Origin of the sequence: uncultured Gimesia sp., assembly GCF_937919775.1 — a bacterium.
Lineage (GTDB): Bacteria > Planctomycetota > Planctomycetia > Planctomycetales > Planctomycetaceae > Gimesia.
In genome coordinates this window covers 1-22,239 of record NZ_CALFPF010000295.1, presented here as the reverse complement: position 1 = coordinate 22,239, position 22,239 = coordinate 1, and the positions used below count along the sequence as shown (strand labels likewise).

20 protein-coding genes and 1 tRNA gene are annotated in these 22,239 nt (G+C 51.4%); 14 read left to right on the top strand and 7 right to left on the bottom strand.

Annotated elements, in window-relative coordinates; translation table 11 throughout:
• Positions 1–267 precede the first annotated feature (267 nt).
• The 6 genes from Q0294_RS08160 (at position 268) to Q0294_RS08135 (ending at position 7,999) form a co-directional block, all read left to right on the top strand.
• Positions 268–2,103 carry a DUF4340 domain-containing protein gene (locus tag Q0294_RS08160; RefSeq protein ID WP_299463128.1) on the top strand — a complete coding sequence of 612 codons (1,836 nt, stop codon included), beginning with the start codon at positions 268–270 and terminating at the stop codon, positions 2,101–2,103.
• A gap of 322 nt (positions 2,104–2,425) precedes the next feature.
• Entirely contained in the window at positions 2,426–2,929 is a 504-nt protein-coding gene (locus Q0294_RS08155; protein WP_299463125.1) for a thioredoxin family protein, read from the top strand.
• Between the two features lie 72 nt (positions 2,930–3,001).
• On the top strand, positions 3,002–4,450 hold the full coding sequence (locus Q0294_RS08150; protein ID WP_299463122.1) for a hypothetical protein: 1,449 nt from the start codon (positions 3,002–3,004) through the stop codon (positions 4,448–4,450).
• Between the two features lie 252 nt (positions 4,451–4,702).
• The gene (gene panC, locus Q0294_RS08145) at positions 4,703–5,575 is read left to right on the top strand and encodes a pantoate--beta-alanine ligase (protein WP_299463119.1); all 873 of its coding nucleotides are present in this window, start codon (positions 4,703–4,705) and stop codon (positions 5,573–5,575) included.
• Between the two features lie 136 nt (positions 5,576–5,711).
• On the top strand, positions 5,712–6,362 hold the full coding sequence (locus tag Q0294_RS08140; RefSeq protein WP_299463116.1) for a sigma-70 family RNA polymerase sigma factor: 651 nt from the start codon (positions 5,712–5,714) through the stop codon (positions 6,360–6,362).
• On the top strand, positions 6,359–7,999 hold the full coding sequence (locus Q0294_RS08135) for a hypothetical protein (protein WP_299463113.1): 1,641 nt from the start codon (positions 6,359–6,361) through the stop codon (positions 7,997–7,999). The genes Q0294_RS08140 and Q0294_RS08135 overlap by 4 nt, the downstream gene beginning before the upstream one ends.
• A gap of 46 nt (positions 8,000–8,045) precedes the next feature.
• Here the strand turns inward: Q0294_RS08135 and Q0294_RS08130 are convergent, their stop codons facing one another.
• Positions 8,046–9,041 (bottom strand): SMP-30/gluconolactonase/LRE family protein, encoded by a 996-nt coding sequence (locus Q0294_RS08130; RefSeq protein ID WP_299463110.1) that lies wholly within the window; start codon positions 9,039–9,041, stop codon positions 8,046–8,048.
• Positions 9,042–9,352: 311 nt separating this feature from the next.
• Between Q0294_RS08130 and Q0294_RS08125 the strand changes: the two genes are divergently transcribed.
• The 4 genes from Q0294_RS08125 (at position 9,353) to Q0294_RS08110 (ending at position 12,132) form a co-directional block, all read left to right on the top strand.
• Positions 9,353–9,426: transfer RNA gene (locus Q0294_RS08125), tRNA-His, on the top strand.
• A 556-nt stretch (positions 9,427–9,982) separates the two neighbouring features.
• Entirely contained in the window at positions 9,983–10,627 is a 645-nt protein-coding gene (locus tag Q0294_RS08120) for an SIS domain-containing protein (protein ID WP_299463107.1), read from the top strand.
• Positions 10,628–10,634: 7 nt separating this feature from the next.
• A complete protein-coding gene (gene gmhB, locus Q0294_RS08115; RefSeq protein WP_299463104.1) occupies positions 10,635–11,219 on the top strand; it encodes a D-glycero-beta-D-manno-heptose 1,7-bisphosphate 7-phosphatase in 585 nt (194 codons plus the stop codon).
• Positions 11,220–11,235: 16 nt separating this feature from the next.
• Positions 11,236–12,132, top strand: coding sequence for an NAD(P)-dependent oxidoreductase (locus tag Q0294_RS08110; protein ID WP_299463101.1), 897 nt, complete (start codon positions 11,236–11,238; stop codon positions 12,130–12,132).
• A 17-nt stretch (positions 12,133–12,149) separates the two neighbouring features.
• Here Q0294_RS08110 and Q0294_RS08105 read toward each other — a convergent pair whose 3' ends face one another.
• Positions 12,150–13,298: a glycosyltransferase family 4 protein gene (locus tag Q0294_RS08105; protein ID WP_299463098.1), complete on the bottom strand. Its 1,149-nt coding sequence runs from the start codon at positions 13,296–13,298 to the stop codon at positions 12,150–12,152.
• Between the two features lie 414 nt (positions 13,299–13,712).
• Between Q0294_RS08105 and Q0294_RS08100 the strand changes: the two genes are divergently transcribed.
• Together Q0294_RS08100 and Q0294_RS08095 are read left to right on the top strand one after the other, a co-directional pair.
• Positions 13,713–14,318, top strand: coding sequence for a hypothetical protein (locus Q0294_RS08100; protein WP_299463095.1), 606 nt, complete (start codon positions 13,713–13,715; stop codon positions 14,316–14,318).
• A 197-nt stretch (positions 14,319–14,515) separates the two neighbouring features.
• Positions 14,516–15,409, top strand: a complete 894-nt coding sequence (locus tag Q0294_RS08095) for a DUF1559 domain-containing protein (protein WP_299463092.1) — start codon at positions 14,516–14,518, stop codon at positions 15,407–15,409.
• An 80-nt stretch (positions 15,410–15,489) separates the two neighbouring features.
• Here the strand turns inward: Q0294_RS08095 and Q0294_RS08090 are convergent, their stop codons facing one another.
• From Q0294_RS08090 to Q0294_RS08075, 4 genes are all read right to left on the bottom strand, one after another.
• A complete protein-coding gene (locus tag Q0294_RS08090) occupies positions 15,490–16,296 on the bottom strand; it encodes a methyltransferase domain-containing protein (protein ID WP_299463089.1) in 807 nt (268 codons plus the stop codon).
• A 27-nt stretch (positions 16,297–16,323) separates the two neighbouring features.
• Positions 16,324–16,563, bottom strand: coding sequence for a Trm112 family protein (locus Q0294_RS08085; protein WP_299463086.1), 240 nt, complete (start codon positions 16,561–16,563; stop codon positions 16,324–16,326).
• Positions 16,564–16,683: 120 nt separating this feature from the next.
• Positions 16,684–17,703: a TIM barrel protein gene (locus Q0294_RS08080; protein ID WP_299463083.1), complete on the bottom strand. Its 1,020-nt coding sequence runs from the start codon at positions 17,701–17,703 to the stop codon at positions 16,684–16,686.
• Positions 17,704–17,878: 175 nt separating this feature from the next.
• Positions 17,879–18,613: a GntR family transcriptional regulator gene (locus tag Q0294_RS08075; protein WP_299463080.1), complete on the bottom strand. Its 735-nt coding sequence runs from the start codon at positions 18,611–18,613 to the stop codon at positions 17,879–17,881.
• Between the two features lie 271 nt (positions 18,614–18,884).
• Here Q0294_RS08075 and Q0294_RS08070 point away from each other — a divergent pair, with 271 nt between their 5' ends.
• Together Q0294_RS08070 and Q0294_RS08065 are read left to right on the top strand one after the other, a co-directional pair.
• Entirely contained in the window at positions 18,885–20,165 is a 1,281-nt protein-coding gene (locus tag Q0294_RS08070) for a Gfo/Idh/MocA family oxidoreductase (RefSeq protein ID WP_299463077.1), read from the top strand.
• Between the two features lie 92 nt (positions 20,166–20,257).
• Positions 20,258–21,664, top strand: a complete 1,407-nt coding sequence (locus Q0294_RS08065) for an aspartate aminotransferase family protein (protein ID WP_299463074.1) — start codon at positions 20,258–20,260, stop codon at positions 21,662–21,664.
• A gap of 86 nt (positions 21,665–21,750) precedes the next feature.
• Here Q0294_RS08065 and Q0294_RS08060 read toward each other — a convergent pair.
• Positions 21,751–22,239: tetratricopeptide repeat protein (locus Q0294_RS08060; RefSeq protein WP_299463071.1), on the bottom strand; the 489-nt coding region annotated here is incomplete at its 5' end.

The window sequence follows — 22,239 nt, the reverse complement described above, 5'->3', positions numbered from 1 at the left end:
TCAAAGCCCGGACGGAACGTCAGATTCGTGAAATCGAGGATCATATCCGCTGGTATGCGATTCTCGTGCCGCCGTTCCCGGCGATTCTGTTGGGCATCTGCTTCCTGTTTTTCAGAATGAAAAATGAAAATCAGAATATTTCTCCTGACCGGAGACTGAAGAAATAATCACAGGCCGTTCCGGAAACAGCCTGTGAACAGTGAAAAGCTGAACTGCGTCCTGTTTGAATTCAATTTAAACCACTGTTTTTGAGTAAAATCGTTTGCCATGAATGAAACGACCAGAACACTGACCTTTGCAGGTATTGCCGTCGCTACTTTAATCGCCGCTTTCGTAGCCGATCGAGCATCTCAGCCCACTGAGTTAACAGGCTACGAAAATGTCGGAGAAGAATTCTATCCCGATTTTACCGACCCGACACAGGCCAAGTCGCTGCGTGTCGTCAGCTATAACGAAGACTCAGCCACGCTGAAAGTCTTCAACGTGGAATTCAAAGACGGCGTCTGGAAAATCCCCTCGCATCACGATTATCCGGCTGATGCGGAAGCGGAACTGGCTGAAACGGCGGCCTCTCTGGTTGGCGTCGTTCGTGGTGCACTGGAAAGCAGACGCAAAAGCGACCACGAACGTTTTGGCGTGATCGACCCGCTGGATGAATCCAACACGAATCTCAAAGGACGTGGCCAGAGACTGACACTCTCTCAAGAAGGGGGCACTCCGCTCGTTGATTTTATTATCGGTAAGCAAATTCCCGATCAGCCGAATGAATACTACGTCCGCAAAGTCGATGAGGATTCCGTCTATCGCACCAAGCTGAATGTGGATCTTTCTTCCGAATTTTCTGACTGGATTGAACCCGATCTGCTGAAAGTCGAACGTGATCGGCTGGTGGAAATCATCGTCAATAAATACTCGATCGACGAACGGCAGCGGCGGATCGTGAACCGGGAACTCTCGACGCTCACACGTAAAAAGTCCACCGATCCCTGGGAACTGGAAGGTCTGAATAAAGAGACCGAAAAACTGAATACCGCAGACGTCAATCAGATGATCAATACTCTGGGTGATCTGAAAATTCAGGGCATCCGCCCCAAACCCACGGGAATTGCCCAGGAACTGAAAAAGTCGGGCAGCCTCCGACTTGACCCGATCGACTTTGTGGATCTGCAGAGCAAGGGATTTATCCTGGCCAGCGATCCCCAGGGAAATCAGCAGCTGGTTTCGAATGAAGGCGAAGTGATTGCCGCCACGAACCAGGGGGTTGTGTATTCGCTTTACTTCGGCGAAATTTTCACCGGGAGCGCCCTGGATATCGAAGTGGGTAACAGCGCGAAAAAGAAAGACGAGAAATCCAAAGAAGAAAAAGAGAAGACCCCGGCGGCAACAGACGCCAAAGAACCCGAGAAAAAAGCGGACGAAAAAACCGATGAGGGCGCCTTAAAAACCAGCCGTTATCTGTTTGTAACCGTTTCGTTCGATCCTTCATTCATTGGTGATCCTCCACAAAAACCGGAAGAGCCCCAAAAACCGGCCGACCCGAAAGCAGAAAAGCCGGCGCCCGATAAAAAAGAAGCGGACAAAAAAGCAGAAACCAAGCCGGCTGATAAAAAAGAGGACTCCGCCAAACCGGCAGAAAAAACCGGGCCCGTAGCCGAATATGAAATCGCGATGAAAAAATATCAGTCTGAACTCAAAACCTATGAAAAACAGTTGAAAGAGTACGATGATAAAGTGGTCAAAGGCAATGAACTCGTCCAAAAGCTGAATGAACGCTTTGCCGACTGGTATTATGTGATCTCCGCCAACAGTTTCGAAACACTCAGAATGTCGCGTAAAGCGCTGATCGAACCGATTGAGAAATCAGCGCCCCCCCAGACAGAGCCTGCGGTTCCTCCCAAGGGTACACCAGCAACCAAACCGACTGATCCTGCCAAGCCCAGCCCAACGCCCGCAAAGAAGCCGGCTCCTGACGAATCTGGTTCCACTGCCAAGCCGGAAAAACCAGCCGAGAAACCGGCGACAGAAAAATCGGATGACAAACCGAAAACTCCTGAAACGGATGCCAAGGGAACCGCCACACCCGAGCCACCAAAGAAAAACTGATCATTCAATCAGTATTTGAAACATCAGGCCAAATTTGTGGTGAGACACAATCGACGTGCACTCACCATCGATTTGGCTCTCTTTACGGATTAGGGGATCTGCTCTATTCCGGTTAGGCAAACTTTGCCGGCCATGTTCACGTTATTCAGGTGATTCCGGTCGAATCGTTCATAGAAATTCCCCGCATCCTACCGATAAAGCTTAGTGAATGACTTATAACGATTTTATAAGTTGCTCGCGTTTAACCGGGTCATCAAGTCATCATTAATATAAGGCCAGCTGCAAAGGAATTGCGGTTTAACCTTGTGAAGGAGTCACAGAAATGAAAAGACTTCCAAAACAGATTCAATGGGTCATTATCGGCTTTTCGGTTGTTTTGTTAGTTGGTTTGTCTATTGAACTCTCCAAAGCGGAATCAGAGAACAATTCAGCAGATCATTCCGGAAATCTCATCAAATGGCACACGGATTTAGAAACCGCCCACCAGGCTTCTTTAAAAAGCAATAAGCCTGTGTTCATCGTGTTCGATGCCAGCTGGTGTACCTATTGCCGCAAATTGGAGAAAGACACACTGTCCGACCCCAGAATGTCCCGCTACCTCAATCAGGCCTTCGAACCGGTTCGCCTCGATTTCGATAAAGACCGGGAAATCGCTGATACTCTGAAGGTAAAATCGATCCCCTGCACAGTCGTTCTGAGCTCAGAAGCAGACCTGCTTGCCAGACAGGTCGGTTACTCCAGGGTGCCCCAGTTTCATTCCATGCTGGAAAAAGCCCGTAAATTACAGGCCGTAATCCACCATATTGAATACTCGGAAGGTCGCTGAATTCTCCGATATACCTGATTCCACCCAGGCGCAAATCTTGAAATATTCGCGAAAAATGTGTATTTTGCGCATATGAATAAAAGCAAAGAGCCTTTTGGCAACAATCCGTCGGGTGAAGGTGACTCCTGGGAGTCTCTCGCAGGTGATCTGTTTGGTATCGATTTCGGCAAGCAAGCCAAGCCGGTACCCGCAGATTTTGAAGAATTTTCGTCTGACGATCTCGAAGAACTTCCTCCCGAAGAACCGAAACAAACAGAATCAAAAGAAACGGCACCCGTGGCAGCAAAAAAACCGGACCCGGACGATAACCATTTCGGTTCTTTCATCTTCGATGAAGATATCAGCCCCGCATATTCTGAAACACCAGCTCCGGCAAAGCAGGAGCTTGACTCCGATGCCGACTTTGAATTTGAAGATGACGAGGACGATCTGGACGACGAAGACGATCTGGATGAAGAGGAAGACGAAGATATCCTCGAAGCCTTCGATGATGAGGAGGAAGACGAGGAAGAAGAAATCGAAGACGATTACGTCCCTGCATCGGCGATCGTCGAAGAGTCAGGTGATCTTGAAGAAGAGGAAAAAGATACTTATTGGGATGCCCTCGATGGCTGGAACTGGGATGAAGACGATTCTGCCGTCGTGAGTCGTAACCTCAAAAGCTCTGATGACGACGAAGACGAAGAAGAAGTGTTTGAGGCGAAAAAGCCGGCTCATAGGAAGTCAGCACAACCCCGCACTCAAAAAGTTGAGAAACAGCAGCCTCCCGCAGCCGAGAAAAAACTGGCACGCACCGATGAACGTCTCGACGATGCCGACGCATTTGGTTTTGGTCTCGTTTCAGAAGAGGTCGCATTCCAAAAGCAAGTCGCTCAAGACGAAGTCGCCTTTGATTCGCATGATGAATTTGATTCCCATGATGAAGAGGACGAACGGGAAGAAGCGGAAGACGTGGTAGCAGAAGGCGCTGTAGAAACAACGACCGGTACAGAAGAAGAAACCTCTGAAACCAAAAAACCACGCCGACGTAGAAGACGCAGACGCTCCCGCTCGCGGAAGAGTGAAGAGTCGACCGAAGCCGTTGAAGGCGAGACAGAGGCAGAGGCTGAGGCTGATGACGAGTCTGAGCTTCCTGCTGACAGCGAAACAGAAGCCTCTGATGAGCTTGATGAAGAAGGCAAATCGGATCGTCCTCCACAACGCCGCTCTCGCAGACGCAAAAGTGGACCCCGTCCCGAACGCACCGAAGCAGCGGGCGCGGAAGAAACACCGGAACCGGTCGAATCTTCAAACCCCGAAAAAAGCGAAACCGAAAACAAATACCCGAACGTTCCCAGCTGGGAAGAAGCGATTTCTTATCTGCTGAATCCGAAACTGGTCGGGAGCCAAACCAGCAAAGACGACGAAGGAAAAAACGAAGCACCACCAGTGGCAGAAGGCAGCGCCCCCAAGCGGTCGCCGCGACGGTCTTCAAACAGGCGCGGCGGTAATCGACGACCGGCGCCTAAAAAACCGACATAGTCACTGCCCGCGAAATCTGACCAGCTGCTGGGTTTGCTCTCAGCTGCAGCGGTCTGTAATGGTGGAGCCGATGGCTCTGGGAATGCGACTGTCAACCTGAATTCAGACTGCTTTCGGTTTTCATTGCCAATCAGACTCTGCAGTCTGGTTTGGGCAGCAGACCATTTCTGCGTCAGGTGATCGCAGAGGGAATCAGTGAATCCACACTCTGATTTTTGACAGGAAAAACACCCGTCCTGAAAGTGAGAGAACATGTCGGACCAGTTTACCGCCCCCATCACTACAGTCGCAGAGATCCCCGCACTCCGGGCAATGATCCAGACGCAACGCAGCCAGCATGCTTCCATCGGTTTCGTTCCCACAATGGGCGCACTTCACTCCGGACACGTGAGCCTGATTGAAGCGGCACGACGTGACTGTGATTTTGTCGTCGTTTCCATCTTCGTGAATCCCACTCAGTTTGGACCGAACGAAGACTTTGACAAATACCCGCGCGTGCTGGAACAGGATCTGGCGAAATGTCAGTCCGCAGGCGCAGATCTGGTGTGGACCCCCACAAAAGAAATCATGTATCCCCCGCACTTTTCAACGCACGTCACGGTTGAAACTCTGTCCCAGACTCTGGAAGGTGCCACTCGCCCGACTCACTTTGAAGGTGTGACCACTGTCGTCACCAAACTCCTCTTGAGTTGTCTGCCCGATGTCGCCTTCTTCGGCGCGAAAGATTATCAGCAGCAGGCCATCATCCGCCGGATGTGTCTCGATTTGAATATTCCGGTGGAAATTAAAACCTGCCCCACCATCAGAGACGCGGATGGCCTGGCACTGAGCAGTCGCAACGCTTATCTCTCTCCGGCAGAACGCGCGTCTGCTTTAGCACTCTCCCGTGCTTTGAAACTCGCAGAGGAAAAAGTTCGTGCTGGCGAGGCCGACCTGAATCAGGTGAAAGCGGAAATGCGGCAGCTGCTCAATACAACCCCTCTGGTCAAACTGGATTACGCCACCATTGTTGATGCGGATACCCTGGAAGAAATTTCCAGCCCGCAATCAGAAATGGTCGCTCTGGTGGCCGCTTATGTCGGAGCCACTCGCTTGATCGACAACAGTCGCCTGAGCCTGCCCTGACACAATAAAACGGCATTCTTGGGTTCTTCCGGCAATCTGATATTGACGTAACGTGTTAAAAAATAAGAACATATCCATACTACTCTCTGTAAATTGTTTGAAAATCCCGGTTTTACAGTAAGATCGGGAACTTAGTTTGGCCCCTGTTCGTCAATCACATACTGTGACCAACAATGATCAACACCTGATTCAAGAATGTTTGGCAGGTCGTACCGAAGCCTTTGATCAACTGGTCCTGAGATATCAGGACCGCCTGTATCGAACATTGGTGCGGGTTCTGGGCTCCAGCGACGATGCGCGCGATGCAGCCCAGGAAGGTTTTACCCAGGCATTCTTTAAACTGAATTCGTTCCGAGGGACCGCCGCCTTTTACTCCTGGTTATTTCGCATTTCTTTTAATGCAGCAATTTCCCAGAAAAGAAAAACCAAACGAACCTCCACCACACTAGATACACAAGACAACCCGGCCGGCAATTGGCTGGTTGATACACACCCCGAAAACCAGCCCCCCGATGTTGCCGAACGCGCCGAACGAAAAAAGATGGTTCATCAGGCGCTGAATGAATTATCGGAAGAATATCGTACACCATTGATCTTGAGAGAATTGGAAGGAATGTCCTACGGGGAAATTGCCGACATCACGTCAATTCCCCTGGGAACTGTCAGGAGCCGCATCTTTAGAGGAAGGAATGAACTGAAACAGAAATTGAACACGCTCTTTCAGGAAGAACCGAAATCGCGTGTTTCCAGATCTGACCACGAGTCATCGATAAGTGAATCAAAATGAGTAGTAACCCACCGTCAAACGAAAACCTGTCTGCGTACTTCGATCATGAAGTCTCACCCGAAGCGCGCCGCGAGCTGGAATCACTGCTGGAGAATTCAGCCGCAGCGCGACAGGAACTGCATGAGATCGGAGAAATTTCCCGTCTGCTGCACGAAACGGCTACGGAATCTGCGCCTCCCGAACTGGCGTCTTCCATCCGTCGCAGGATTGAGCAGGAAACTCTGCTGGCTGAAACAACCACATCTGCTGTCAAACGTGCTCCTTCCCTGCTGCGTTACCGCATTGCCGTCGCTGTCAGTGCCTGCTCTTCGATCGCTGCATTGGTCTTATTTGTATTATTGATGAATATTCCTGATCCTGCCCTGCAATTCTCACCGTCCGATCGGATTGCTTTCCAGCCCACACCACAGTCTGGCGCCGATACAACGGTCATGTTGCAAAAAAACGCTGCCTCATTCGATTACAGCGATGCCTTGAATGACCCACAGAAATCGGTCATGCAGGGTGAGCACGTTGCCGCTATCCCTGCCCCATCGGTTGCTTCACCTGCAATAGAGAACTTCTCGATTGAGGAACTCGATCGTAAAGAAGCATTAGTCGCGAATGCCCCCTCAGCCAGAAAATTGAAGGGGAATTTTTCGATCAGGAATACGTTTGCGGAAAAGAAAGTCGTAGAAGACCGTGCCAACCTGGGGCTGGCTGTTAAACCAACGGCATCAGGTTTGCCCGGACATATTCCCGTCGATACCATTCGTATCGGAGATGTTCTCCCCTATTTTCACGATATCGAGGGAAAAGTCGCCGTGATTGAAGTGCGTGTCGTCGATGTGAAACAGGCGCTGGGCACGATGGAATTACTGCTGGCACGCAACAATATTCCCGTGAATCAACAGAAACAGTCAGAAGTGGAACGCCAGCTCCAGGTCGTTGACCCTTTCAAAAGCAAGGATGGACGCCAGGAAAAACAATCTGATCAGGCCGACGATGATTCTGAAAATGAATTATTCGCGGTCTACGTGGAAGCAACCGACACGCAACTGGCAGCGGCACTGCAGGATTTCCAGAAAGACCTGCAGCGGAACCAGCTTGTTGGTCTCGCTTTGCAGCCGGCCATCGACGCATCATCGCTGACCGAACAAGTGAAAGAATTACCCCAACTGCTTGCACAACGCACGACCCAGCCAGAACCGACATCTGAAGGTAACGCTGCCCAGGGGCTTTCCTCACTCGCTCTCAGTCAGAATTCAGCGAAAGCAGGTTTGCCCTTCAACAACGCGGAACTCAAAAAAACAGACGCCGCTGATTTCAAGGCGAAAATACCGGCAACCAGCCGGGACAAGTCACTTTCTTACCAGACCCGATACCGCATGCAAATACCGGCGGAACAACTGGAACAACGCCCGAACTTTCTGGTGCAGCGGGACTCCGCTAAGCAGGAATTAGATAAGACAACCATGTCCTCCATGGATCTGCCGCTGATCGCCGCAAAACCGTCGTCGGATCAGAACGCAAACAGCGCCACTGGAAAAACCCTCGGTCTGAATGAAAGTGCCGCGACTGTCTCCACTTCCCCAGTGAAAGTGCTGTTTGTATTCAAAGGCACTCCCCTGTCGACCACTGCCCCGGTACCCAACTAAGTGGGCAGCCGGGAAGTGATTGAACTTCAGCAATGCTTGATGACCACTATTTTGCAGCCCCAATCCGGCCTTTAGTTTTGGTCGGGATGCGGACGAGATACGTATCGGCGGTCAGATACAGTGTGGAACCATCATTGCCCCAGGCACAGTTGGCAGTGCGTTCCCCGGTGCTGATGCGGCCCAGCAGTTCGCCAGCCGGCGTAAACACGTAACAGCCTCCGGGGCCTGTGGCAAACAGGTTGCCTTTCAGGTCTGTTTTCAAACCGTCAGGCAGTCCGGGCAGTTTGCCAACCGCAGATGTCACATCGTAAAACACCTTGCCAGTTCCCAGAGTTCCGTCCGCCTTAACCGGAAACGCTTTCCAGAGGGCAGCTTCGGGATCGGACTGTGCGACGTATAATGTTTTTTCATCCGGTGAAAACGTAATTCCGTTGGGACGTGTCATCTCCTTTGTCAACAGAGTCAATGTCCCATCTTTGGCCAGTCGATACACGCCACAGAAATCGAGTTCACGACGTGGGTCGTCATAACGGTTCGGCAGTCCGTAGGGAGGATCGGTGAAATACAGATCGCCGTTCGATTTGAATGTACCATCATTGGGGCTATTTAAACGTTTCCCCATATAGTTATCCACGAGCGTCCGCTTGCCTCCCTCTTTCGTCAGCACGGAAACACGACGATCCCCGTGTTCACAGGAAACGAGGCGTCCTTCCGGATCCAGAAACAGACCGTTGCAGCCTGGCTCTGCTCCATAAGGGGTCACGCCCGTATAACCGGACGGCTTCATGAACAGAGTCGCTCCGACTCCCTCTTTCCACTTCATCACGGAGTTACGGGGGATATCGGAAAATAGCAAATACCCATCCTTGGCGTCTCCGACCCAGACGGGTCCTTCTGACCAGTCAAAGCCGGAAGAGAGGACCTCGATTTTAGCGTCCTTGTCGATCAGTTGATCAAATCGTGGATCGAGGCGGATGATTTCACCAATTGTCGGATAATTGGTCGAATCCTGAGCCTGTAACGCGGATTGACAAAGGCTCATTACGAAAGTTGCTAGAATCATGCAGGTGAATCTAATGGTTTTCATGCGCTTTTTCCCCGTTTTCAGTCAGTAAGATCAATGGTTATTCATCGGGGAACTTTGAAGTATTAATTCTACAGATTATGAGCAGGAGATGCACGTATAGAGGAAATATTCCTGATTCGATGCCTTGGAATACTTGCATCCCGAAATCAGCTTCGATAACGTAAGAATTGAACCATTTGTCTCAGTCAGTGTCTTTTCAGCTGTGAGAGAATTGGTTAGAATTCCGATAGAAACTGGTAGAATGATCAGCCAGTCAGCGGCATATGGTGGGTATAGCTCAGTTGGTTAGAGCGCCGGATTGTGATTCCGGAGGTCGCGGGTTCGAACCCCGTTACTCACCCTCTTTTTTCAGCGATCAGAAGCCTGTCGCTCTTTGTCTCTCTGCAGTCCCCCCTTGCTCAGCCAACTCGACTCTATCACAGCATCACACTTCATTCGCTATCCTGTATTACGGTGCCAGTCATCTGAAGACGAATCAACCTGCGGGATTGTGTATACACCACATCTGATACTTACCCATTGAAGTTTTTATTCGAAATGAGCATCGTTCATCGCGCCTCTCGAATGCCTTACTTTTTCGATTGCATTTTTTACAATCGAATCCTCTGGTGGCACTTCAAAAGCCGTGTTCACAACGGTTTGTAACCTCCCGTTTTCCGCTCAGCGAATCAAATTATCCGGTCGGTACCGATCACTCAAAAACAGGCGCTTATGTGCATCGACGGCTCCTGAATGTGTGGAAACTTATATTGCCCGAATTTTGCGAAATCCACTATACTTGCCGCCTAACTGAAGTCATCACTATTCAAAAATACCATCAGCGGGTCTACAGGATAGACCACTGCGAACTGATCGGAATTTTGCGAGCGCATTACCAGGGACGGAGAGCCGAGCTCATGTATCAGGCCAGTAAAATTTTCTGCCGCAATCTGGAACGGTCCATTACTGCCAAAAAGCAAATGCTGGAAGATACAGCAATGCAGCAGGAATTTGCGAAAGCAGTGGATCTGGTGCTCCAGAGCTATCAAGATGGAGGCCGATTGTACCTCGCAGGTAACGGCGGCTCTGCCGCTGATGCCCAGCATCTGGCAGCCGAATTTGTCTGTCGCCTGGGCAAAGATCGGGCTTCCCTGGCAGCGGAGGCTTTAACGACCGACAGTTCCATTCTCACTGCCATCGGGAATGACTACGGTTTCGATGTGGTGTTCTCGCGACAACTGGAAGGGAAACTGACAGAGTACGATGTTTTCCTGGGAATCACCACCTCCGGCAATTCCCCGAACATCGTGAAAGCGGTGCAAACCTGCCGGGAAAAAAAGGTTCCCAGCATTGTGTTTACCGGACACGGTGGCGGCGTGATCCGCTCGCTGTGTGATGTGTGCGTGATTGCTCCCGGCGAACTGACCAGCCAGATCCAGGAATTGCATCTGGTGCTCGAACACACGCTCTGTGAATGTGTGGAAGCGGCCCTGTTCAACTTTAAACTGGATCTGAGTCCAGGGTATGAGGACCAGACCGGCTCTCTGAGACGGGCAGCCTGAGTCAGCAATGCAGGTGCAGTCATCTCCTGAAAAAACGCTATTTCTCGACCGTGATGGTGTGATTAACAAAGAGAAGCATTATCTGCATCGGGTTGAAGATTTCGAATTTATTGACGGCATCTTTGAGCTTTGTCAGGCAGCAGTACAGTCCGGCTACGGTCTGATCATTGTGACAAATCAATCCGGTATTGCCCGCGGCTATTACACAGAACAGCAATTCCATGACCTGATGTCGTGGGTGGTCAGTGAATTTGCCAAACGAGAGATTACGATTTCCGATGTCTTCTATTGCCCGCACCATCCGATTCAGGGAACAGGCCGTTATCGGATCGACTGTGCCTGTCGCAAACCGAAGCCGAACATGCTGCTGGAGGCGGCAAAAAAGCACAATCTGAATCTGTCGGAATCAATTCTGGTGGGCGATAAATTATCTGATATCAAAGCCGGTCAGTCAGCCCGCCTGCGAACAACGGCTCTGGTGGGAACCGGGCATACTGTGAGTGAACAGGCAAAACAGACGGCAGATGTCTTCGCCGGTTCGTTAGCAGAACTCAAACAGATTTTATTCCCTGTGAGTATCACAGCCGACTGAGGGATCCTGCAGAAGCATGCAAAAATCGGAACGCGTGATTGGTGTTTTGGGCGCAACCAGCCTGGTCGGGCAGAGACTGCTCACGCCTGAGATCCATGGCTGTAAAAACAGTGATGAAAACTTCGTCGCCTTCACCAGAAAGAAACCTGCAGCGAATCAGGTGGAAACAGACGCGGTTTACTGGTGTCAGTTGTTTGAGAATGAGGCTCCCGATTTTGAAGGTTCAATCGAGGATTGGATCTGCCTGGCTCCCATCTGGGTGTTGTCCGATTATTTTGACCTGCTGACGCAGCGCGGCGTGCGACGCATCGTGGTATTAAGTTCCACCAGCCGCTTCACCAAAACAGCATCGATTGACGTGTCAGAACAGAAGATTGCCCGCCTGCTGGCAGAGGGAGAAGACCGGCTCAGAAACTGGGCTGAAGAAAATGGCGTGGCCTGGATCATTTTACGACCGACGCTGATCTACGGGTTCGGACAAGATAAAAATATTGCTGCGGTTGCCCGGTTGATTCGTCGGCTGAAATTTTTTCCGCTGTTGGGCAGAGCGAAAGGCTTACGACAGCCGATTCATGCAGACGATGTCGCGACGGCCTGCCTGCAGGCATTACGAGCGCAAAACATTGCCAATCAGGCCTATAACATTTCCGGCGCGGAAACGCTCTGTTATGACGAGATGATAAAAAGGGTCTTTTCAGCGCTGGGCAGGCAGCCGCGTTATCTGCGGATACCGATCTTTGTGTTTCGCATCGGTGCGGCGTGTTTTAAATTCCTGCCTCGCTTCAGGAATCTCACGATGGGGATGGCAGAAAGAATGAACGTCGATCTCACTTTCAGCCATGCAGATGCCAGCCGCGATTTTCAGTTTGAGCCGAGAAATTTCCAGTTGCGGCCAATCGATGTTGAGGTCTGAGCATTCTGACATCCACTTCAGACCTCTAACGAAATTCCCTCTTTGACCCCTGCGACCGGTTCTGATTTTTTCCTGGACAGCTCGATGTTTCCAGGCTTTCCTGCGCCACAGTAAACGGCCAGTAAAATCAAGGGCATCCAAGCAATCGCCACAAATAAGATACCCGACTCCGGCCAGATGAGAGAACACGCAGCTAAAGGAAACAACCAGCAGACGTTGAGGGCAAGCACGCTTAAGGTAACTGTGCGGTGCGCTTTATGCCGGAGATTAATTTGACCTTCTGATCCGGACAGTAATCGCGACACCCTCTGGTAAGCATGGCTTTGATGGGCCTGATACCAGCGGTCGCCTCTGATCATGCGCCGCAGCAGAGTCAGAGTGGCATCAACCCAGAAGACGCCCGGTAAGATTAACCAGGTCCAAAGATTCAACGAGCCGGCAACCATCGTCATCAACGCCAGCATGCCCAGCATATATCCCAGAAATGTACTGCCGACGTCACCCATAAAGATTTTTGCAGGAGCCCAGTTTGCCCCCATAAATCCCAGCAGAGAAACGGACAGCAGCAGCAGCAATGCCTGTTCCACAGAATAGTCTGCGTAAACGGAGGGGATCTGAAAGCAGAGCAGAATACTCGCCATGACCAGCACGCTGATCGCTTCGGTGGCTGCCAGACCATCAATGCCATCCATAAAGTTGAACAGGTTCAACCACCAGACCATTCCGAAAGTGGCGATCGCCCACAACATCCAGGGGGCATCCAGTTTGAATCCCCCCAGTTCCACAGTCGGCAAAGGAGAAATTGCATAAACAGAAACAGAAATGATGAGGAACTGCGCACAGAGTCTATATCGCACGGGAAGATGGCGCAAATCATCCCAGAACCCGATGACAGCTATCAGGAATCCACCGCAAAAGATTGTGGAAATCGAGCTGCCTGAAATCAAATCTTTCCAGAACAGCAAACCGATTGTGGAAAGGCAGGTAATCACAAAAGCCACTCCGCCGCCGCGGGGAGTGGGTGCGACATGAGAACAGCGGCCGGTAGGTTCTTTGACCAGCCCCAGTCGAGGAGCCAGTTTGATAATCAATCCGGTACATACCAGAGAGGCCACAAAAACACTCAATAATATCAAGCCGGGTAAAATCAAGCCGCCGATCATCATTTACCAACATTACCCTTTAGAAAATGATACTCAGTTGATTTGAAATTCTCACCAGGACCGGCCCCTTCATGATTCATGAGATCAATCTCTGAATCCTTGATTTTCAGCAATAACAACGCCTGTATCAAAGTCCGCAATGATACTGGTAATGAATCGCGGCGAAGTATACAGGGATCAGAAAAATGGGTCAATCCGATATGAAAACCGAGGTTTTCCTGCATAATTGGGGGCTGAAACAGTTCAAAATGGTACGTTGTCCCATTCAAACCCGGCAGCGATTTCACCGGTTTGAATCGGCTACGGAACAGCCCGCGTGTCTATTTGAATATTATTTTGTGAAGAGAAAACCGGTTTTACCAGACCATGATTGATTTTGGGGGCTGCTGGAATTATTGTCGAAGTGTCATGAAAAGTATGGTTCGAAAATTATCGTGGGTTCTGGGAGCACTCGGCCTGGCGGGGATTCTGCTTCAATCTCTGCAGGTTCAGGTGGAACATACGCACTCAAACGGCCGCGCTGATCACAGTCATTCGCATGGCCACAGCCATTCGCACGGTCACTCACACCACCATCACGGGCATGACCACCAGCACCATCACGGTTCACCGACGACGGAAATGACAAACGCGCCGCAGACGCATATTCACGTCTCTCTGCTCTGGTGGGAATTCACGCTGAACGTCGACGCTGAGAATCAAAGTCCAAAACAGGCCCCGACCGAAGTCGCAGAACAGACGCACTCACACGAGACAGCCCCTGCATCGGGCAGTGAACCGTCGCCAGCACTGATACACTCACACAAAAATCACGGGCCGCTCATTTCCTCCCCTCACTGGACACAACTGATTTCCGAATGGGTTTCCTCCTGGCAATCCGTGCTTCCCCCGCTGAAAAAGCAACTCCCGAATCAGCAGGGTCATGTATGGACTGTGACACCTGCTGCGTCGAGTTATCAATCGGTCAGTGAACCTCCCCCTGTCCCGCCTCCTGAAACCGCGCTTTCTGTTTCATTCACGTAATTCCTGTTGCGGTGCCATTGTTGGCGTCTGACAGGATTGGTGCGTCTCAATCGCCTCGCCTGCATGCTGATGCATGTCTGCCGGGAAGTTTGTGCGCCCGCTTCACAAGAATGTTTCTTCAGAGAAGACAGTCAGAGTCCGCGCAGATATTGCGCCGTACGCTGACTGTGCTTCGACAGAAAGCTGGTTTAAATTCAATGAAAGAAAAAAGAACACACCGACCGGGGTTCACATTGATTGAACTGCTGGTCGTCATTGCGATCATCGCCATCCTGATTGCGTTATTGCTGCCTGCCGTACAGCAGGCGCGAGAAGCAGCCAGGAGACTCTCGTGTAAAAACAATCTGAAACAGTTGGGACTGGGGTTACATAATTACCAAGACACCCACGGTTGCTTCCCTCCGGGTTATGTTTATAAACCGGGCACCGTCGGGAACAATTCCGGGTTCAGCTGGATTACGATGATTCTGCCCATGCTCGATCAGGCAAACTTGTACAATCAGTTTGATCTGGAAGAACCTGTATTCAGCGCTGTGAATCGGATACCCCGGGAACAGCATCTTCCGGCCCTGCTCTGCCCTTCCGATCCGGTTTCCGGAAACGGATTTATCGAGATGGGCAGTGCTGCGGAACGTTATGCGATGGGTTGTTACGTGGGCAATTTCGGACCGCCCGACCTGGATGCGACTCAAGAGAAGCGAACCGGCATGTTCAGTCGCAACAGTGCAACGCGTTCCCGAGATGTGACCGACGGGCTCTCCAACACCTTATGTGCAGGCGAGAGGCAGAATGGCGTATTCAGAACCGGTGCCGCACACGGTAACCATTTCGAATATGAAACCACCTGGGCGGGTGCGGTCCGTGAGATCACAGATCCGACGGACGACCATGGCCATATGGTTCTGTTTCAAACGGGCCACGTTCCCAATGCCCCCACCAGTGATGACCGCGATGTTTCCGCCCCGCATGTGGGTTTCGCACAATTTCTGCTGGGTGATGGCTCCGTTCGCTTGATCGGCTCCAGCATTGATTTCGGCATCTACACTGCCCTGGGCACGATTTCGGGAGGGGAAGTCATCAGCGAATATTAATCTTCTCGAAACAGAAAGACCTTAGCGAATCGCATGCTCACATCGCACTCCGGTGTGAGCATGTTTTGATTGACCGCCGCTTACTTCGCTTCGGTTTTCTCGAACACCAGAATGTGCTGCCGAGGCAGAATGCCGATGGTCTCTTTCCACTTCAGATTCAGTTCCGGGCGGGCGACCTCTTTTTTTGCCTGCGCTTCGGACATTTTGTGGACGAGTTTAATGGGCACAGCCGGATCCTCTTTGCGATATTCGACCAGCACGACGCGGCCTTTGGGTTTTAAGGCTTTGGAAATTTCCAGCATCATTTCATACGGAAATTCAAACTCATGATAGACGTCCACCATAATCGCCAGATCAATCGAAGCCGGTTTGAGTCCGGGTGATTTCTGAGTTCCCAGCACAGGCTGGATATTATCCACGCCCGCTTTTTTGAGTTTCTGATCCAGCAGGTCGAGCATCTCCTGTTGTACATCGACGGCATACACGGTTCCGCCGGGACTCACATGTTCTGCCAGAATCACCGAGATCACACCACTGCCCGCACCGATGTCGGCGATCGCCATGCCGGGCTGCAATTTCAGCGCTTTAGGAAGCAGCGACAGTCGCTCTTCCTGCTCCCGTGATTTTCGTTCCAGCCAGGGGGCACCCTGATATCCCATCACGTGGGCGATTTCCCGTCCCCGATAAAATTTGCCGATTCCGTTGGGATCGTGATCGCGTTGATAGGTGTAAAGCGTTTTTTCAGACTCATCCTGTTCCGGCTTCGAAGTCGAGACGGCAGGCTCTGCCGCGAACACGGAGAGAAACAGCACCACACTAACCAGAGAAAAACTCAAACAACCGATGAAGCAGTTCCAGGACAGCAGTTTCTGCGATGCGTTCTTCATCTTAACTCCTCTGGCAGATTAAATGGATCAGGAGACGGATTCTCCCGTTTCCGGATTTCGATTGTGACGTTGCATGATTTCCGCCCACTCGTTCTGAGAAACTTCGGCCGCTTCGTCAACCAGCATCACAGGTATCCCGTCTTTAATGGGATACCTGAGTCGCGTTGCCGGATCGACAGAAACCAGAAAATCGCCGTCACAGACAAGTTTCGCTTTTGTTTTCGGGCAGGCAATGATGTCCTGCAGATGTCGCGGGTCAAAAGACATTCGTTTTTACTCTTGAGCAACTTTGATGAAATTATAGCAGATGAAACAGGAGTTCGACAGTTTTCTCTTGAAACAACTCTTCCTGAAACGCGACGGTCAACGGTCACTGCGACGATTTCCTTAGAAACCCCGCAACGCTTGAATGTCTTTGAAAGTCCGCAGATCATAATCAATGCCCACATAATCGAGCACCGAGCAGAGCGCCCGCACTGCCACACCGATTCCGTCGGGACCGCTGAAGCCGCCAAACTGTCCGCCCCCCTTCAGATGCGGTTCGACTTCCAGGAAGACACCGGGCACACCCAGCTTTTTCATTTTCTTTTCCATCTGCGGCAGCATCTCGCGCAGTTCGCGCAAAACAAACTCATGACCGGCATCGCCGACGTTGGCGGGCACAAAGTTTTTCAAACGTTCTTCATCGACCACGCCCGTCCATTCCAGAGTCTTATCGACGGCGTAATCTTTAATGTGCAGCCAGCCCATCGATTTTTTCATATCACGGAACTCGCTCAAACACTGCATCGCATCTTTATTTTGCGCCGCAATATTTCCCCCGTCATAAATGGTGACCATATTCGGACGATTGACTTTGCGCGCCAGCTCGGCCAGTAAAGGCCCGGTTTCGCCAATCAGATTCGGCTCGATTTCGAGACCATACACGAGCCCTGCTTTTGCACACAGATCCACAATCTGTCCGATCTGATCGACGGCCTGATTCATATACGGTTTCGCGTCTTCCCCTTTGGGAGGATAAAAAGAGAAACCGCGAATCAATTTCGTGCCCAGTGTTGTGGCGGCGTTGATGGTATTCGCGACTTCTTTTTTCAAATAGTCTTTGAACGGCACAAACACGTTATGCGAACCATCGTCCTTATTTACCAGTTTGATTTTGCCCACGCGGGCGCCAATACTGGTGACATTCACTCCATACTCATCGTGCAGCTTGAGTAAGGCCTTGTATTCCGCCTTATTCAGGTCAACGACATGTTTGACGTTTCCATCACCGTACACATCAATAAAGCGGGGGCTGTAATACTTCAGTCCCAAAGCAGAGAGCGCCACCATTTGCTCGATGGCTGTTTTATGATTCGCTGCTTCATCTGCAAATGCACTTAAAATCACACGGGGATTATCTGACATGACGGAGGTTTGCCTTTTGTTATTAAATCGTAAGCGGATAAGAATGGGCCAATCGAATGGACCACGCCGGAGCCATTTTTGACAGGTTTCGGATAAGTTTCAAGAGCTACGCGAAGTTCCACTTCGCTTTTTCAAAGGCCGTGACTGATTTCACTGTCCCACAGTCACGAAAAGTTCACACAATCAACCGATCAGGCCGCATTCGAGACGCATTTCGTAAATGCATGGTCATCGCGGCGGATGCCGTCTCGGAATCCCGATTCTGCAATGCATCCAACAGAACAGTGTGATCATACAGTCCGCGTGTCATGATTTCCGGAGATTCATCGGCTGCGGAATAAGAAACCCGCTTATAACTCCAGCATTTGTGAATGGCTTCTGAAATCGGTAAATTTCCACAATGTTCGGCGATAGCCAGATGCAACGCGTAATCAAACGCACGGGACGCCGCCCCCCACTTCTGTAAATGTTCGCGAGATTGATTCCCGTCTTCATACTGCTGCTGGCACGCTTTGACCTCAGCCGCCAGCGTTTGCAAGCGGGCCACCTCCGATTCAGGAATCCGCTGCGCCGCCATCGCGGCGGCAGACGGCTCCAGCAACAGCCGCAATTCATGAATTTCCAGCAGCCAGTTTTCCGCACCTTCCCGGACCACCGCGCGATGATTTTTCTGCTGGATTACAATCCCGTCTGCCTGCAACCGCGCTAACGCCTGCACCACGGGAGTCCGGCTGACGCCAATTTCACGCGCCAATTGCGTGCTTTTCAGCTCGGCCCCCCCGGGAAACTCGCAGCGAATGATACGCAGCAGCAATTTCTGATAAACTTCATCGACGAGCGAAGGGCTATCGTCATCTTCAGTGACGATTTGTCCATTCGCATCAGCTAACAAAGAGGTGTCTTTAATCACGAGAGTCTCGTTTCACTGCGAATATTCGGGAAACCGGCCGGAAACAATCCTGTCCGAGTCCTATGGAGTGCATGCACTTATTGAAACACCAGATTCTTTTCCTGTCAAATTGCCTGACAGACTTGACAATTCTGATTCCGGACCATAAAGTGAATTCACTTTTAAGCTGTACTGAAGCATTACAAACTTACCATGCACTTCATTATAGCAATAAAACTGGATTTGACATCCATAAAACCATCAATATTGAATTCACTTAGGAATATTTTTCATGAGCTCTGCAGCACCCCTCCCCAGGCTGAAAGCGGGTCTGGTCGGATTCGGAATGATCGTCGATGAGACGTATCGTCCCTTTTTTGAAAGCGTACACGAAACCGGGCTGTACCAGCGCGCTACAGGTCCCGTTGAGATTTCACTGGCCGCCGTCGCCACACGAACCGGCTCCCGGGCAGAAAAATATCTGGCGGACCGCGGGGAGAAGGTCGGCGGGTTTCAAAGTTTTGCCGGCGAAGATGCGATTGAACAGATGGTGGCTTCGAGACTGGATTTTGCCTGCGTCGCCTCTCCCGATGATCGCCATTTTGATTCCTGCAAAAAGGTCCTCGAATCAGGCACACACCTGATCGTGGAAAAACCTTCCGTACTGAAACTGCAGGAACTGGATGAACTGGTCGCGCTGGCGGAGAAAAACAATGTCGTCGCGAAGGTCGTGTACCACAAACTGCTCGACCCGGATCACAAAAAACTGCGCACCCTTGTCTATGACGATGTCCTGCAACACGTCAATAACGGCTACTGTTCTCTGCTGGAACCCAAGTCGATTTCCGGCAGCCAGTTTGCCCAGTGGATCACCGGCCGCAATCCGGGAACTTATGTTGCCGTGCATTACATTAAACTGATCGATTTCACATTCGGCGGAAAACTGAAAACGATTACCGCCTCCGGTCAGCGTGGTCTGGTCGGCGATAAAGACGGACCGACCTGGGACAGTTGCCAGATGAAAATGGTCTACGAATATGACTCCGGTCGCGAAGCCGCCTTTGATATTCATACTTCCTGGGTCACGCCGGACAATTTCCCCGGTTACGTCGAGCAGGAGGTCCAGTTTCGTTTCGACAACGGTCTGTGGAACGGCCATTCCCGCAAGCGTGGCGTTGAATGTACGGTGGAAGACAAAACGCCGTTCACGCTCAAAAACTCGATGAACAACCACTATAACGGCACTTTTGTCGAACCCTGGGGCGCACGTTCGCAGCGCGGCTATGGCATCGAAGTCATCGAGCGTTTCGCCCGCGAAGTCGCAATGATCGAGCTGGGTGGTCCCGAATCGGAACGTCAGCAACGCCTGGAAGAAGCCCGATCGCTGAGTTACAACGATTTATCCGCCGACCGCCAGACCGTCGCCGCAGTGCAGGCGCTGGAAGCCATTCTGGAAAAACATGTTCAAGGCGAGCCTGACTGCGTTGTCCGCGTAAACGATGAACAGGGAGGCCTGGTGCTTTATCGTCCCGGTTCGTCGGAAGCGGAAGTGCTCTATGAAGGAACCGTTTAATTCACGTTGACTCTGAAACGACAACTCTACAACGACTTTGAAAACATTTTATCAATAACCGTGATCCATCCAGTAACACAAAAGAGAAAACCATGACTACAGCCATTCAATTTGACAATGAAAATCAATCCAATGCCATCCGCGAGGACTTGTTCCAGACCGAACCATTGGCGTTAAGAACATTCACCCCCAGCCAGGCGGTTCTCGCGAAATCTGCGGGCTGTTTTCACTGGACTCCCGAAGGACGCCGTCTGTATGACTTCACTTCCGGCGTGCTGGTCGCCAACCTGGGACACAACCCCCGTCGCTGGATGAAACGCTTCAGTGAATACCTGGGCTGGAAACCGGAACATATTACCGGCGAAGGCGCAGGAGATTACTTTGAAGCCGTCACGTTGACAGCTTATAACGCGGTCACGGAAATCGAAACCGAAGCCAGCAAACGTCTGCTCGCCAACATTCAATCTTTCAAAGGGGGCAATCGTTGCGAGAAAGTCATGTGGGCCGCTTCCGGATCAGAAGCCGTGCAAAAGGCATTGTGGGCCTGTCTACACCGTGATCCTCAGCGGGATATTATTCTGGCCACCCGCTACGGCTTTCACGGCAAAAAAGGGCTGGCGGGCGCCGTCACCGGTTCAGAAACAGACGCCGATCGCGATCCCCGCGTGAAGTTTATCAGTTTCCCGCGTACCGAATGTGATGATATCGCGAAATATGATCAAACGCTGGACACAGCCGCGTATCAGAAAGAACTGGAAGACCTCTGGACAGAATTTGGCACGCGGATTAACTGTCTGATCACCGAACCGTATCTCGGCGGCGGCGGAAGTTATCATCCACAGGTGGAATACCATAAAGTACTGCAGGACTTCTGCCGTGCTCACGATATCATGCTGATCTTTGATGAAGTGCAAGCCAACTTCGGTCGAACCGGTTGTATGTACGCTTTTGAAAAGTATCAGGTCGAACCCGATTTTGTCGTACTCGGCAAAGGACTCGGAAACGGCGTCCCCGTCGCTGCTGCGGTCGGACGGAACGACGTCATCGCCAGCCTGAAATACGGCGAAGCCTCTGATACGTGGAGTGCCAATCCACTCTCCTCTGCCGCTGTGCTGGCAACGCTGGACGAGTTCGAAGGCACCAACGTCATGGAAAATACGCAGAAGCTTTCCGCAATTTATCTGGAAGGACTGCAAGGCCTGAAAGCAACCGGCATCATTGCCAAGGTCCGGGGTGAAGGCATGGTGTTTGGAATCGAATGTGCCGCACTGGGCGGCAAAACCAGCCAGGAAGTCGCCATCGAACTGGTCAAAGCCTGTTACCTGGGCGAGGAAGACGGAGACGGCATTCATCTGCTGGGCGCACTGGCCGGCAATGTATTACGCGTCAGTCCGCCGATGACCATGACGGAAGAACAGGCGCAAGAATCGCTGGCACTGTTACAACGGTTGAGCGGCAAGCTGGCCGAGCAACTTCAGGGTGCTCCTGCTTCGGCATAATCAAACATCGCGAACAGTAAATGCAACGAGCCCCGGTTTTAATCGGGGCTCGTTTTTTTTAAGACTCAATGAGAGCGATGTCAGAACTACAGCTGGCGTTGATTACGCCACTGCTCCAGTTGTTCGGCGGTCAGGTTGGCCGGTGGAGTGGCAGACTCTGTATTGTTTGTGGCACCCGCGGCAGACGTGGGACCCGGGGAGATTCCGACGGGACTCATCCCTTTCGCGACACCCGGCTTTTGTTGTTTGACTTGCGCTTTTGTCTGTGAATAGGAGGCCTGTTGTGCTCCCGCATTGAGGCCCTTCGTTTCGCCGGTTGTCACTCCGGCCAGCATCAGACGGTTTTCTTTTTCGCGACGGATTTCGTCGAGCCAGTATTGGGCTTCGTTGAATTCGGGTTTCAGCAGAACTGCCTGGAGGAACTGCTGCTCGCTGGCCTGCAGTTGTCCCCGGTCTCTTAAAATGTATCCGATGTTATAATGGGCTTCCGCTTCGCCAACGGCACGAATCAGATGTGGCATGGCTCCCTGATAATCGCCGGAAGACGCCATCGCGATTCCCAGTTGATAGCGTGC

Excerpts from the sequence above, each read along its gene's own strand:
- gmhB (WP_299463104.1), top strand. The coding sequence starts at position 10,635 with ATGCAGGTGCAGTCATCTCCTGAAAAAACGCTATTTCTCGACCGTGAT.
- Q0294_RS08080 (WP_299463083.1), bottom strand. The coding sequence starts at position 17,703 with ATGTCAGATAATCCCCGTGTGATTTTAAGTGCATTTGCAGATGAAGCA.
- Q0294_RS08085 (WP_299463086.1), bottom strand. The coding sequence starts at position 16,563 with ATGTCTTTTGACCCGCGACATCTGCAGGACATCATTGCCTGCCCGAAA.
- Q0294_RS08120 (WP_299463107.1), top strand. The coding sequence starts at position 9,983 with ATGTATCAGGCCAGTAAAATTTTCTGCCGCAATCTGGAACGGTCCATT.
- Q0294_RS08135 (WP_299463113.1), top strand. The coding sequence starts at position 6,359 with ATGAGTAGTAACCCACCGTCAAACGAAAACCTGTCTGCGTACTTCGAT.
- Q0294_RS08130 (WP_299463110.1), bottom strand. The coding sequence starts at position 9,041 with ATGAGCCTTTGTCAATCCGCGTTACAGGCTCAGGATTCGACCAATTAT.
- Q0294_RS08100 (WP_299463095.1), top strand. The coding sequence starts at position 13,713 with ATGGTTCGAAAATTATCGTGGGTTCTGGGAGCACTCGGCCTGGCGGGG.
- Q0294_RS08095 (WP_299463092.1), top strand. The coding sequence starts at position 14,516 with ATGAAAGAAAAAAGAACACACCGACCGGGGTTCACATTGATTGAACTG.
- Q0294_RS08160 (WP_299463128.1), top strand. The coding sequence starts at position 268 with ATGAATGAAACGACCAGAACACTGACCTTTGCAGGTATTGCCGTCGCT.
- Q0294_RS08065 (WP_299463074.1), top strand. The coding sequence starts at position 20,258 with ATGACTACAGCCATTCAATTTGACAATGAAAATCAATCCAATGCCATC.
- Q0294_RS08150 (WP_299463122.1), top strand. The coding sequence starts at position 3,002 with ATGAATAAAAGCAAAGAGCCTTTTGGCAACAATCCGTCGGGTGAAGGT.
- panC (WP_299463119.1), top strand. The coding sequence starts at position 4,703 with ATGTCGGACCAGTTTACCGCCCCCATCACTACAGTCGCAGAGATCCCC.
- Q0294_RS08090 (WP_299463089.1), bottom strand. The coding sequence starts at position 16,296 with ATGAAGAACGCATCGCAGAAACTGCTGTCCTGGAACTGCTTCATCGGT.
- Q0294_RS08155 (WP_299463125.1), top strand. The coding sequence starts at position 2,426 with ATGAAAAGACTTCCAAAACAGATTCAATGGGTCATTATCGGCTTTTCG.
- Q0294_RS08110 (WP_299463101.1), top strand. The coding sequence starts at position 11,236 with ATGCAAAAATCGGAACGCGTGATTGGTGTTTTGGGCGCAACCAGCCTG.
- Q0294_RS08105 (WP_299463098.1), bottom strand. The coding sequence starts at position 13,298 with ATGATGATCGGCGGCTTGATTTTACCCGGCTTGATATTATTGAGTGTT.
- Q0294_RS08070 (WP_299463077.1), top strand. The coding sequence starts at position 18,885 with ATGAGCTCTGCAGCACCCCTCCCCAGGCTGAAAGCGGGTCTGGTCGGA.